Origin of the sequence: Pseudomonas frederiksbergensis (genome assembly GCF_001952935.1) — a bacterium.
Classification (GTDB): domain Bacteria; phylum Pseudomonadota; class Gammaproteobacteria; order Pseudomonadales; family Pseudomonadaceae; genus Aquipseudomonas; species Aquipseudomonas frederiksbergensis.
Map to the genome: position 1 here is coordinate 4,801,766 of NZ_CP018319.1, position 11,617 is coordinate 4,813,382.

Consider the following 11,617-nt stretch of genomic DNA (forward strand, 5'->3'; position numbering starts at 1 on the left):
CCTTATTTTTCCTCCAGCAGGTGGGTGTCGAAGTCGGTCCGCAGGGCGTCGATGCCTTCCAGGCGATCGGCCAAGTCCGGACTGCGCAGGGTCAGGCAGGCGATCAGCGCTTCGACCTGGGCCAGCGCCGGAACCAGAGTGTCGAAGGCCGACACCGATTCCACTGGCGCACTGATGATCAGGTCGGCCATTTCCCGCAACGGTGAAGCATAGATGTCAGTGAACAACACCACGCGTGCATAGCGACTTTTCGCCGCATTGGCCACGCGCAGGGCCTGTGACTGATAGCGGCGATAGTCGAACACCAGCACCACGTCCTGGCGCTGCACGTCGAACAAACGGTCGGGCAGTTGCGCGTTGTCTTCCAGGGCGAAACAACCTGGGCGCAGCAAGCGCAAGTGATTGAGTAAATAACTGGCGAGGAAACTGCTGAAGCGCCCGCCGAAGCAATGCACCTGATGGCGGGCGTCGAGCAGCCATTCCAGTAGAATCCGCACATCTTCGGGTTGGGTCAGCGCATGGGTGTCCACCAGCGCTCGATGGCTGTGCGCCAGATATTGGCTCCAGGCGTCGCCTTTCTGAAGATGAGCACGGGGTTGCAACAGCGTGCTGGGAGAACGGAGGCGGTGGTCCATGTCGCTGAGCAGGGCATCCTGGAAATCGGCATAACCGCTGAAACCCAGTTTTTTGACCAGTCGCACGATGGTGGGATCGCTGACACCGGCATGTTCGGCCAAACGTGACATCGGGCCCAGTCCGTTACGCGGGTACTGGTCCAGCAACGCACGGATCACTTTGCGTTCCGACGGCGTAAGGTCCAGGCCGGGATCGGTGATCAGGTCTCTGAGAGAAGGCATCCGGGCTCCTGCTGGATGGATATGTCGGTTTCATTTCATAAATTGCTAAAACAGTATTTATGTAGCGGACTCAACATGTCTAGTGAATTTTTCAATGGATTTTTAACGCCAAAAAAAAGGGCAAAAACCCCGTGGGCCCTGGGCTACATGGAAGTCGACAGAGCTTGTAGGCCATCGCCCATAGTGGTGTCGGATATCGCTGATTTTTTCAGGCGGGTGTGGGTTGGAACCTGTGTTTGCCCGATCAAACGAAACGCCCTGGATCGCGCTTCTTGCGGCACAATTGGCCAATTGTTTGCGGCGTTTTGCCGTTTTCCATTCCATCGACAGAGTAATCCTTCGTGCAGGCAACCCGTTTGACTTTGATGTGCCACGCTCGAACCGTCGCACAAAAATTGGCGCGTTTTCCTACGAACGAGCCGATAGAAATGGATTGGCAATCGGCAAGGGGATCGCGTCGTGCTCAGTTCAAGGGGACGCCGCGACTGGTGTGTGGACCTGAACTGCGAACCCGGCAAACCGCCGAGCTGTTCGGCAGCGCCGTGGAAATTGTCGAGGCATTGAGGGATTGCGATTTCGGGCGCTGGCAGGGCGTGCGGATCGACGATCTGCAAAAAAACGCCGCCGAAGCGCTGCAGATCTGGCTCGATGATCCGCATGCCGCGCCCCACGGTGGCGAGTCGGTGATGCAACTCGCAGAGCGAGTAGCCGCGTGGCTGAAAACACTGGAGGCTACACCGGGACACATCGTTGCCATCACCCATCCATTTGTGATTCGCGCCGCGCTGACGCAAGTGCTGCAAAGCGCAGCGTTCAACCTGATCGATGTTGAACCGCTGTCGGCCATCGAGTTGCGGTTCAACGGCCGTTGGCGTTTACGCTTGTTGGGCACTGAGCCTGAAGGAGCCTATTGATGAAAAAACTTCTGGTCATCGGCATCGGCGCCGGCAACCCCGACTACATCACGATGCAAGCCGTGAAAGCGCTGAACCTCGTCGACGTGTTTTTCCTTATGGACAAGGGGCAGAGCAAGGACAAGCTGATCGACCTGCGCCGCGAGATCTGCGAGCGCTACATCACCGATCGCGACTACCGCTTCGTCGAAGCCCACAGCCCGGAGCGCGAACGCGGTGATGTGGACTACAAGGCCAGCGTGGAAGATCTCAATCTGGCTAAACAGCGGACGTTCGAACGGTTGATCAGCGAGGAAATGACTGACGAGCAGTGCGCCGGTTTTCTGGTGTGGGGCGATCCGGCGTTGTACGACAGCACCATCCGGATCTTGCAGGCGATTCTGGCCTCGGGCCGGTGTGTCTTCGAATTTGAAGTGATCCCCGGTATCACCAGTGTCCAGGCGCTGGCGGCGCAGCATAAGGTGCCGCTGAACCGCATTGGCCGCTCGATTGAAATCACCACTGGCCGGCGTCTGGCGGCGGGGCAGGTGAGCGATGCCGACAGCCTGGTGGTGATGCTCGATGCAGAAGATTCCTACCATCGGGTGGCGGATCAGGAGACAGAGATTTATTGGGGGGCTTACTTGGGCACGCCGGATGAGATTTTGATCAGCGGCAAGCTCAAGGATGTGGCGGATGAGATAGAGCGAGTGCGCAAGGCGGCACGGTTGGAGAATGGGTGGATTATGGATACCTATCTGTTGCGCAAGCCTTGAGAAAATTGGTGTCTGGGCTGGCCTCATCGCGAGCAGGCTCACTCCCACATTAGACCGCGTCCGTCCAGACAACTCGGTCAACTGTGGGAGCGAGCCTGCTCGCGATGAGGCCCTAAAAAACACCTCAAAAAATCGCCTTTGACTCCCGCCCAAACCGCTCCCGATACACCGACGGCGGCACGCCTACCACGCTGCGAAACGCCACCCGAAAACTCTCCACCGAGCGATAACCGCAGCGCTGGGCAATCTGGTCGGTGTTCTGGCTCGTGCTTTCAAGCAGCTCGCGAGCCCGGCCCAGGCGCTCATGCTGCAACCAGGCCTTGGGCGGCATGCCGGTGGCTTCAGTGAAGCGGCGCAGAAACGTCCGTTCACTCATCGCCGCTTCACTCGCCAGCTCGCGCACCTCCAGCGGTTCATGCAAACGCTCGCGTGCCCACTGCATGACGCGCGACAAATCGCTACGCGGCGTAGGACTGACCGGTGTCGGAATGAACTGCGCCTGGCCGCCGGTGCGTTGCGGCGACATCACCAGCCGCCGCGCCACCGAGTTGGCCACTTGCGTACCGAAGTCCCGCGCCACCAAATGCAGGCAGGCATCGATGCCGGCAGCGCTGCCGGCCGAGGTGATCAGTTGACCTGAATCGACATAGAGCACGTCCGGGTCCACCAGAATGTTCGGAAACCGCTCGGCCAATTCAGCGGTGTAGCGCCAGTGCGTAGTGGCGCCGTGACCGTCGAGCAAACCGGTGGCCGCCAGCACGAACACACCCGAGCAGATCGACAGCAGCCGCGCACCCCGCGCATGGGCTTGGCGCAGGGCCGCGATCAATGCCTCAGGCACCGGGGCGCTGCGGTCACGCCAGCCGGGAATGATGATGGTCCGGGCATCTTCGAGCAGCTCCATGCCGCCATCGGCCAGCACTTGTATTCCGCCCATGGCGCGCATCGGCCCCTGATCGACGGCGGCGATCCGGTGCTCGTACCAAGGGAAGTCGAACTCCGGACGGGCCAGGCCGAAGATCTCCACGGCGATGCCGAACTCGAATGTGCAGAGGCCGTCGTAGGCCAGAATCGCGACCAATCCAGGGGTGGGCTGCATTTGGCGGAAAGTTCCCGGTGGGTGTCTTGTGCGCCACTGTAGCCGCAAGCGTCGGGCGGATAAAGTCTTCTCACACCCACCGAGACTTTGGAGTACAGCCCATGACCAGCCTGGTCCGCGAGATTCCCGCCGCCCCATCAGCCGTCGCCCTGATGCATTTCAGCAATCGCCTGACATTCGAAACCGATTGTTCCGACGTCCACGGCAGCCAACAGGCCGGCGAAGTGGATTTTGTCCTGATAGACGTGCGCGGCCCGCTCGCGTTCGAGCGTGGCCATGTGCCGGGAGCGATCAATATTCCGGGGCGACTGCTGAACGCTGCAAGCCTGGCGGCCTACCCGAAAACCAGCCTGTTCGTGGTGTATTGCGCCGGGCCCCACTGCAACGGTGCCAACAAGGCTGCGGTGAAACTGGCGGCGCTGGGTTACCCGGTCAAGGAAATGATTGGTGGGGTGACCGGGTGGCTGGATGAAGGATTTAAGTTGAGTGTGAAGGCGCAACAGTCAGTGAATGCCGTGATCGGTTGTGAATGCTGACTGCCAGACCCCGCTGATCAACTGTGGTGAGGGGGCTTACTCATCCTCTGCTTTAGTGTGTGCCTGAAGAAGCAGCCCACCAGGCATCAAGCGTCACCTGCAACCATTCGAACACGGTTGCATAGGCGGCGCTGTCCTGTTGATCCCGGGGCAGCGGCGACTCGTCGGCAAAGTGTGCATTGAGCGTCGCTACCGATTCAGCCGTCCACTCCGGATGAAACTGCAAACCCAATCGCGTCGGCCCGACGCGATACATCTGCTGCTCGCACTGGTCACTGCTGGCCAGCAACTGCGCGTTTGGCGGCAGGTCGATGGCGTCTTCGTGCCATTCCAGCACTTGTAACGTCTGGCCATCGACAAAGGTCACGGGCGTCCAACCGGTCTCCCATCGATTCATCCGCCGCACATTCCCGCCCAGACTCAGCGCCAGTAACTGCGCCCCCAGACAAATCGCAAACACCGCCGCGCCTTGATCCAGGCTGCCCGCCAACCACTGGCGTTCAGCTTCCAGCCAGGCCGGCCCGGCTTTGGACTCATAAGGCCCGCCCAACAGAATCACCGGCGCTGCTCTGACTGGCGGCAACTGGCCGAGGTCGGCGCGAAACACGTTCAAGGTCAAACCTCGGGACGTGGCCCACGTGGCAATGGCGCCGGGTCCTTCGGCGGGGTGGTGCTGGATCAGGTTCAACGTGGGCATAAGGGCTCTCTTGTAGTTTCTGCTTGTAGGTTTTGTCTGAAAAAAGGACTTGTCCTACAGTCTTTGCACCGGCTTGGCGCACGCTTCAAGGGACTCGTATCCGCCGGCTGCTTTTCTATAAGTATTTGTCGCTTTAACACAATTGAACCTCCTTGAGCCGCTCTAGACTGCCGGCCACTTCGGTGCTCTCCAATCGGAAGCAGCCACCGAATGCCTATCGAAAGCTGCCAATAAAAGCCTCCGCACACAGGAGTTATAAATGAAGAAGCTAGTGATGTTCGGTGCCCTGGCACTGTCGATGTTGTCCCTGACGGCTGTGGCCGAAGACGCCAAGCCGATCCGCCTCGGTATCGAAGCCGGTTACCCGCCATTCTCGATGAAAACCGCTGACGGCAAACTCACCGGCTTCGACGTAGATATCGGCGACGCACTGTGCGAGCAGATGAAAGTGAAGTGCACCTGGGTCGAGCAAGAGTTCGACGGTCTGATCCCGGCGCTGAAGGTCAAGAAAATCGACGCAATCCTGTCCTCCATGACCATCACCGACGATCGCAAAAAGAACGTCGACTTCACCATCAAGTACTACCACACCCCGGCGCGCTTCGTGATGAAGGAAGGCACCGACATCAAGGATCCGCTGACCGAACTCAAAGGCAAGAAAGTCGGTGTGCTGCGCGCCAGTACCCACGACCGCTTCGCCACTGAAGTGCTGGTGCCGGCCGGGATCAACCTGGTTCGCTACGGCTCCCAGCAGGAAGCCAACCTGGACATGGTCGCCGGTCGTCTCGATGCGATGCTGGCCGACTCGGTCAACCTGGACGACGGTTTCCTGAAAACCGACGCCGGCAAAGGCTTCGCTTTCGTCGGCCCGACCTACGAAGACGCCAAGTACTTCGGCGGCGGCGCCGGTATTGCTGTGCGCAAGGGCGATACCGCTTTGGCTGAGAAATTCAACACCGCCATCAACGAAATCCGCGCCAACGGCAAGTACAAGCAAGTGCAAGACAAGTACTTCGACTTTGACGTTTACGGCCATTAATCACGCCGTTCAAAAAAGTGGCAACCGTTGACGCGGTTGCCACTTTTTTTATGCTCTTTCTCTGTTGAAATGAGATCCCTGTGGGAGTGAGCCTGCTCGCGAAAGCGGTTTTCCAGTGGTAAGTCTTTTGCCTGACACACTGCTTTCGCGAGCAGACTCGCTCCTACAGGTGATTTTCGCCGTTCAGATATTCAGGAGTTTCCATGCAACGCATCGACCATTCACTGCCCTGGAGTCACTTGGGCACCGAACGCACCCTCAGCGTGTTTCGTTATGGCACGGGCACTCGCAAGGTCTACATCCAGGCCAGCCTGCACGCGGATGAACTGCCGGGCATGCGCACGGCGTGGGAACTGAAAAAACGTCTGGCCGAACTCGAAACCCAGGGCCAGTTGCAGGGCGTGATCGAACTGGTTCCGGTGGCCAATCCCATCGGCCTCGATCAACACCTGCAAGGCAGCCACATGGGCCGCTTCGAGCTGGGCAGCGGCAAGAATTTCAACCGCTCCTTCGTCGAACTCAGCGCACCGGTGGCCGAGTTAATCGGTGATCGCTTGGGCAGTGACGCGGCGGCCAACATTGCGCTGATTCGCCAAACCATGGGCCAGGTACTCGACGATTTGCCGGCACCGGCCTCGCAGCTTGAAGCCATGCACCGTTTGCTGTTGCGCCACGCCTGTGAGGCCGACATCACTCTCGATCTGCATTGTGATTTCGACGCGGCGATTCATCTGTACGCCTTGCCGCAACACTGGCCGCAGTGGCAATCCCTGGCGGCGCGTTTGAAGGCCGGGGTGGCGTTGCTCTGCGAAGACTCCGGCGGCAGTTCATTCGATGAGTCGTGTTCAACCCCGTGGTTGCGCCTGGCCAGGGCTTTCCCAGAGGCCGCGATTCCGCCGGCCAACCTGGCGACGACGCTGGAACTGGGCAGCATGGGTGATACCCGCGTCGATCAGGCCCAAGCCAATTGCGAGGCGATTCTCGGCTTCCTCGCCGAGCAGGGTTTCATCAAAGGCGCTTGGCCTGCGGCCCCGAACGAATGCTGTGAAGGCATGCCGTTCGAAGGCACCCAATACCTGTTCGCGCCGCATCATGGGGTCGTCAGTTTTCTGCGCGATTCGGGCGAGTGGGTGGAGAACGGGGATGCGCTGTTCGAAGTGGTTGATCCATTGAACGATCGGGTCACCACTGTTTGCGCCGGGACCAGTGGGGTGTTGTTTGCGATTGACCGTGGGCGCTATACACAGCCGGGCACCTGGCAGGCAAAGGTGGCGGGGCGCGAGCCGATTCGGGTCGGAAAACTCATCAACGATTGAAGATCCTCACTGATCGTTCCCACGCTCTGCGTGGGAATGCCTCAACGGACGCTCCGCGTTCGGCTTCTGGGACGCAGAGCGTCCCGGGCTGCATTCCCACGCAGAGCGTGGGAACGATCAAAGGCCAAAAGAGGTGTTAGGCTCTGCCCCGAATCCTGCACTTGTGAAGGAAGGTTTATGTTGAAGTTTCTCGCTCTGCTGACACTCCTGGCGTCCACCGCCGTCCACCGCCGTCCACGCTCAAACCCCGCTGCAAACCGATCTGCCGCTCAAGTACCTGGAGCAGGCCAGCCCCGAATCGCGCCATCAGCCCCTGGTGATTTTCCTCCACGGTTTTGGCAGTAACGAAGAAGACCTGTTCGACATCAAGGATGAACTGCCCGCGTCATACAACTACCTGTCGGTACGCGCACCGATGGTGATAGAGGAGGGCCGTTATCAGTGGTTCCGCCAGAAAGGTGATGGCGCCTATGACGGTGAGACAGATGATTTGAAGGCCAGCGGCGCAGTGTTGCTGGATTTTGTCGCACAGGCGGCGAAGAAGTATCACACCGAACCTAATAAGGTATTCCTGGTGGGTTTCAGCCAAGGCGCGATGATGTCCTACGAGGTGGCCCTGCGTCATCCCGAGGCGGTGGGCGGGATCGCGGCGTTGAGCGGGCGGATTCTGCCAGTGCTCAAGTCCGGGTTGAAACCCAATGAAAAACGCCAGCAGCTGGCGATTTTCATTGGTCATGGCACCGCCGACACACTCCTTCCCTACAAGGACGGCACGGACGCTGACAGCCTGTTGCAAAGCCTGTCACTCAAGCCTGTATTTCATGCCTACCCTGGTGTCGGTCATAGCATCAGTGCCACCGAAATGCAGGACTTGAGCGCCTGGTTGCAGCGTCTCAATCCCTGACGCTTACTTGCCGCTGACGATCTGTTTGACCAGCGTCTCGTGGCCAGCGTTGTCACTGAGGCGGGAAATCACCTGAATGATCGCCATGCGCGTGTTGGACGCGGCCATCAGCGTGGTGTCGAGGGTTTTACCGCCGCCCTGGGTGGCGGTGCTGTCGATCTGCCGCAGCCCCAGGCCCGTGCCTTTCTGGGTCAGGCTTTTTTCGCTGAGCTTGGTGAAGTCCGGCAGCGCCGTGGCTTGTTGGGTGGCGAAGTCAGACGCCACGGAGTCGAGGAACTGACCGTCGTTGTCTTTGACGTTGAGGCCGCCGGGGATGGTGTTTTCAGCGGCGATCACGACAGTTTTAGTCGCCTGGTTGGTGTACATGGTGCCCGTTGCCCCGCCGGTACCGGTGGCCGCGTCGCCGGCAGGCAACGGGTTAGCGACGAAGCCTTTGGGCAGGGTGAACTTGAACTTGCCGCCGAGCATCGAGACTTTCTGTGCTGGCGCGGTATCGCTGGCAGTGGCCTTGGCGGCCTGCGCATTCAGCGCTCCCAGACTGGCAACCGCCGTCAACAACAGGACAACGGCTTTTTTACTCAACAATGACATTCAGAAACTCCAGGGATGGTCGCGCGTTCGGCGCAATCATCCCATGGAATCCACTTTCTGGCAGCCCTCAGCCCTGTAGCAGGGGGACAGCGGTGTTACGCCTGATTCTGCGGCAAGAGAGTTCTCTATTAAGACCATGGTGTTACGTGTCAGCGTTCTGCAAGTTCTTCGATACGGTCGAACTGTCTTTTGAACCCATGAGCAGTCTCTTCGTCACCAGCAACATCCCCAATGAAACCACCACTCCCATCGCGAATCCCCACCAGCCAAACTTCGGCAACGTCAGCGCCAACACCAGGCAAAACGCGGCGAACGAATACATCCCGGTTGCGGTGGCCCGCAACAATGCAGCAGTAAACGCCGGGCCGCGGGTTTGCTGGGAGAACACCGCCATCACGCTGCCCAGCACCGGGAACACCGCGAGCAGACCGCTCCAGCGTTCACCGACGGTGCTGGCCAGCAACGTGACGGCGAGGGTGAGCAGGGCACCGGCAATCATGCGCAACAGCAATTTGTCGGACTTCGGCGCCGGGCCCGAAACGATCGGCTGTACCGAGGGAAACAGATACGGCGCCGCCAGCAGAGCGGTCGCGGCGGCGATCACCGAGAACACCAGCGACGGCGGAATCAACGACAGCACAACGGCCGCCGTGGCCCAGACCAACAGCGAAATCACCAGCGCCCACGGCCACTTCGCGCGTTGTGCAACCTGAGCGTAGGTCACGCAAAAGGCAATCATCGCGAACATCGCCGACAGCGCTGCCGTCGCCGATTGAGCGGCGAACACCTGGCCCTGCTCGATGGCGAGAAAGAACAGAATCGGCCCGACCACCACCGGCAACCCCGACAACCAACCGGCGACACTCGGTCCCCAGCGTTTACCGGCCAGGGAAATCAGCAAGAGAAACCCTGGGATGACCAGCAGTTTGAGTAGCAGCACGCACGTACCTCCGACCTGAGTGAGGCGGCAACGTTAGCATTGCATGGGAGCGATTGCTCTATGGATGCCTTGATTTTGTATACAAAAAAAAGGTTTCGGGTTCCGGCGGGGTTGTGTTGATCGTTCCCACGCTCCGCGTGGGAATGCCTCAATGGACGCTCCGCGTCCGCTTCGGCAGGGACGCGGAGCGTCCCGGGCTGCATTCCCACGCGGAGCGTGGGAACGATCAGTCGTGCTTAAGCGCCTCAACCACAAAATCAATGAACACCCGGGTCTTGGCCGGCATCAACGTCCGGCTCGGGTAATACAGCGAAATCGGCCCCGCGTCGGCGTGCCAGTCGGGCAGCAGGCGCACCAGTTCGCCACGCTGGATATTCGCCAGCACATCCGGCAATACCAGCAGTGTCACGCCCAGGCCAAGTATTGCCGCTTGGCGCATGGCGGCCGGGTCGTTGAGCACAATGTGTTCGTTGAGATTGGCCGGTGCTTCGTTGCCCGCGCCATCGTGCATCAGCCATTGGCGAATCCGTCCGGTGCGGGTGCCGCGCATCACTATGCCGGTGTGTCCGCACAGGTCTGCCGGATTCTCGGGCAGGCTGCGTCCTGCGAGGTAGGCGGGAGAGGCGACTGCCACTACATGCGCCGCCGCCAACGTCCGAGAAACCACCCCTGGCATTAACTCGAAACCGCCGCCAATGGCCGCGTCATACCCTTCGGCAATCAGATCCACAGGGCGGTTTTCGAAGTGCCATTCCGGGCGAATCAATGGGTAACGCGCCAGGAACGCTGGCAGCAGCGGCAACACATGATCGATGCCAAAGGTCGGCGCCAGACTGACCTTGAGCACGCCCGCCGGCTCGCCTTGGTCGCTGCTCACCGCGCTGATGGCGGTCTGTAACGCTTGCAGATTGCCGCCGATGCTCGTCAGAAAGCGTTCCCCGGCTTCGGTCAGGGACAGCTTGCGGGTCGAGCGCTGGAACAGCCGCACGCCGATGTTGCGTTCGAGCATCGCCACGTTGCGGCTGACAGCGGCTGGGGTCAGCGCGAGCACTCGTGCGGCGGCGGAAAAACTGCCGGTTTCGGCACTGCGGACGAAGGATTCGAGGTTGGCGAGGGTTTCCATGGAAATCACCTGATAGTCATGCTTGAAGATCATTCAAGGCATTACCAGCTAATCAAGCGTTAATGGCAAGTGCAGTATTCACTCCAACGACAACCCACGGAGTGAACAACCATGAGCACCATCGGAATCATCGGCGCCGGCGCAATCGGCGCAGCCTTTGCCAGAGCACTGTCGCGTCAAGGCATTGAAGTGGTAATCGCCAACAGCCGTGGGCCGCAAAGCCTGGCCTCGCTGGTGGCAGAACTCGGGCCAACGGCGCGTGCCGGAACCCGCGAGGAAGCCGCCGCGCAAGCCATCGTGCTGGTCGCGGTGAACTGGTCGAAGCTGCCGACCGCGCTCGCCGGCCTGCCGGATTTTGGCGGACGGATTGTCATCGACGCCAACAACTCAATCGAGGCGCCATCGTTCAAAGCGGTGGATTTGCAGGGGCGCACGTCCAGCGAGGTGTTTGCCGAATGGGTGCCCGGTGCGCGGGTGGTGAAGGCGTTCAATCACCTTCAGGCGCATTTTCTGGAGAGTGATCCGACAGCGGAGGGCGGGCGACGGGTGCTGTTTCTTTCGGGTGATGATGCCGATGCGAAAGCACAAGTGGCAGCGCTGATCGAACAGTTGGGCTTCTTCGGGATTGATCTTGGGGAATTGAGCGTCGGGGCGCGGCTGGTGCAGTTTCCGGGCGGTCCTTTGCCGGTGCTGAACCTGGTGAAATTCGCCTGACGATAGACAAAAAGAACCCGGTGCGACGTGAGTCGCGCCGGGTGTTTTGCCAGACGGCGAACGGATATTCGTGGGTCCCCGCGCCATCTGTTGAACGCTGTTTGATCGTTCCCACGCTCTGCGTGGGAATGC

General features: G+C 60.0%; 12 protein-coding genes and 1 pseudogene. 7 read left to right on the top strand and 6 right to left on the bottom strand.

Annotated features, from left to right (window positions below; all coding sequences use genetic code 11):
- Nucleotides 1–2 precede the first annotated feature (2 nt).
- Complete coding sequence (locus PFAS1_RS22475; RefSeq protein WP_076030566.1) at nucleotides 3–857, bottom strand: MurR/RpiR family transcriptional regulator; 855 nt, start codon at nucleotides 855–857, stop codon at nucleotides 3–5.
- 341 nt (nucleotides 858–1,198) lie between these two features.
- Here PFAS1_RS22475 and PFAS1_RS22480 point away from each other — a divergent pair, with 341 nt between their 5' ends.
- Together PFAS1_RS22480 and cobF are read left to right on the top strand one after the other, a co-directional pair.
- Entirely contained in the window at nucleotides 1,199–1,771 is a 573-nt protein-coding gene (locus PFAS1_RS22480; protein ID WP_076030567.1) for a histidine phosphatase family protein, read from the top strand.
- Nucleotides 1,771–2,526 (top strand): precorrin-6A synthase (deacetylating), encoded by a 756-nt coding sequence (gene cobF, locus PFAS1_RS22485; protein WP_076030568.1) that lies wholly within the window; start codon nucleotides 1,771–1,773, stop codon nucleotides 2,524–2,526. Before PFAS1_RS22480 ends, cobF begins: the two co-directional genes overlap by 1 nt.
- A gap of 124 nt (nucleotides 2,527–2,650) precedes the next feature.
- Here the strand turns inward: cobF and ftrA are convergent, their stop codons facing one another.
- Nucleotides 2,651–3,625 carry a transcriptional regulator FtrA gene (gene ftrA, locus PFAS1_RS22490; RefSeq protein ID WP_076030569.1) on the bottom strand — a complete coding sequence of 325 codons (975 nt, stop codon included), beginning with the start codon at nucleotides 3,623–3,625 and terminating at the stop codon, nucleotides 2,651–2,653.
- A gap of 101 nt (nucleotides 3,626–3,726) precedes the next feature.
- On the opposite strand from ftrA, the gene PFAS1_RS22495 reads away from it, so the two are divergent.
- Nucleotides 3,727–4,161 carry a rhodanese-like domain-containing protein gene (locus PFAS1_RS22495; protein WP_076030570.1) on the top strand — a complete coding sequence of 145 codons (435 nt, stop codon included), beginning with the start codon at nucleotides 3,727–3,729 and terminating at the stop codon, nucleotides 4,159–4,161.
- 52 nt (nucleotides 4,162–4,213) lie between these two features.
- Here PFAS1_RS22495 and PFAS1_RS22500 read toward each other — a convergent pair whose 3' ends face one another.
- On the bottom strand, nucleotides 4,214–4,858 hold the full coding sequence (locus PFAS1_RS22500) for a type 1 glutamine amidotransferase (RefSeq protein WP_076030571.1): 645 nt from the start codon (nucleotides 4,856–4,858) through the stop codon (nucleotides 4,214–4,216).
- 259 nt (nucleotides 4,859–5,117) lie between these two features.
- Here PFAS1_RS22500 and PFAS1_RS22505 point away from each other — a divergent pair, with 259 nt between their 5' ends.
- From PFAS1_RS22505 to PFAS1_RS22515, 3 genes and pseudogenes are all read left to right on the top strand, one after another.
- Complete coding sequence (locus PFAS1_RS22505; protein WP_074875587.1) at nucleotides 5,118–5,897, top strand: ABC transporter substrate-binding protein; 780 nt, start codon at nucleotides 5,118–5,120, stop codon at nucleotides 5,895–5,897.
- A 203-nt stretch (nucleotides 5,898–6,100) separates the two neighbouring features.
- Entirely contained in the window at nucleotides 6,101–7,213 is a 1,113-nt protein-coding gene (locus PFAS1_RS22510) for a succinylglutamate desuccinylase/aspartoacylase family protein (protein WP_076030572.1), read from the top strand.
- Between the two features lie 177 nt (nucleotides 7,214–7,390).
- A pseudogene (locus PFAS1_RS22515) lies at nucleotides 7,391–8,117 on the top strand (alpha/beta hydrolase).
- 3 nt (nucleotides 8,118–8,120) lie between these two features.
- On the opposite strand, the gene PFAS1_RS22520 reads toward PFAS1_RS22515, so the two are convergent.
- The 3 genes from PFAS1_RS22520 to PFAS1_RS22530 all read right to left on the bottom strand — a co-directional run bounded on the left by PFAS1_RS22520 (nucleotide 8,121) and on the right by PFAS1_RS22530 (nucleotide 10,771).
- Complete coding sequence (locus PFAS1_RS22520; protein WP_076030573.1) at nucleotides 8,121–8,708, bottom strand: DcrB/PsbP domain-containing protein; 588 nt, start codon at nucleotides 8,706–8,708, stop codon at nucleotides 8,121–8,123.
- Between the two features lie 142 nt (nucleotides 8,709–8,850).
- Nucleotides 8,851–9,648, bottom strand: a complete 798-nt coding sequence (locus tag PFAS1_RS22525; protein WP_076030574.1) for a hypothetical protein — start codon at nucleotides 9,646–9,648, stop codon at nucleotides 8,851–8,853.
- A gap of 226 nt (nucleotides 9,649–9,874) precedes the next feature.
- Nucleotides 9,875–10,771 (bottom strand): LysR family transcriptional regulator, encoded by an 897-nt coding sequence (locus tag PFAS1_RS22530; RefSeq protein WP_076031577.1) that lies wholly within the window; start codon nucleotides 10,769–10,771, stop codon nucleotides 9,875–9,877.
- 111 nt (nucleotides 10,772–10,882) lie between these two features.
- On the opposite strand from PFAS1_RS22530, the gene PFAS1_RS22535 reads away from it, so the two are divergent.
- The gene (locus PFAS1_RS22535) at nucleotides 10,883–11,485 is read left to right on the top strand and encodes an NADPH-dependent F420 reductase (protein ID WP_076030575.1); all 603 of its coding nucleotides are present in this window, start codon (nucleotides 10,883–10,885) and stop codon (nucleotides 11,483–11,485) included.
- The last annotated feature ends 132 nt before the right edge of the window (nucleotides 11,486–11,617 follow it).

Bases quoted from the DNA above. Each gene is read 5' to 3' on its own strand.
- PFAS1_RS22505 (WP_074875587.1), top strand. From the start codon at position 5,118: ATGAAGAAGCTAGTGATGTTCGGTGCCCTGGCACTGTCGATGTTGTCC.
- PFAS1_RS22520 (WP_076030573.1), bottom strand. From the start codon at position 8,708: ATGTCATTGTTGAGTAAAAAAGCCGTTGTCCTGTTGTTGACGGCGGTT.
- PFAS1_RS22510 (WP_076030572.1), top strand. From the start codon at position 6,101: ATGCAACGCATCGACCATTCACTGCCCTGGAGTCACTTGGGCACCGAA.
- PFAS1_RS22535 (WP_076030575.1), top strand. From the start codon at position 10,883: ATGAGCACCATCGGAATCATCGGCGCCGGCGCAATCGGCGCAGCCTTT.
- PFAS1_RS22475 (WP_076030566.1), bottom strand. From the start codon at position 857: ATGCCTTCTCTCAGAGACCTGATCACCGATCCCGGCCTGGACCTTACG.
- PFAS1_RS22495 (WP_076030570.1), top strand. From the start codon at position 3,727: ATGACCAGCCTGGTCCGCGAGATTCCCGCCGCCCCATCAGCCGTCGCC.
- PFAS1_RS22500 (WP_076030571.1), bottom strand. From the start codon at position 4,858: ATGCCCACGTTGAACCTGATCCAGCACCACCCCGCCGAAGGACCCGGC.
- PFAS1_RS22530 (WP_076031577.1), bottom strand. From the start codon at position 10,771: ATGGAAACCCTCGCCAACCTCGAATCCTTCGTCCGCAGTGCCGAAACC.
- cobF (WP_076030568.1), top strand. From the start codon at position 1,771: ATGAAAAAACTTCTGGTCATCGGCATCGGCGCCGGCAACCCCGACTAC.
- ftrA (WP_076030569.1), bottom strand. From the start codon at position 3,625: ATGCAGCCCACCCCTGGATTGGTCGCGATTCTGGCCTACGACGGCCTC.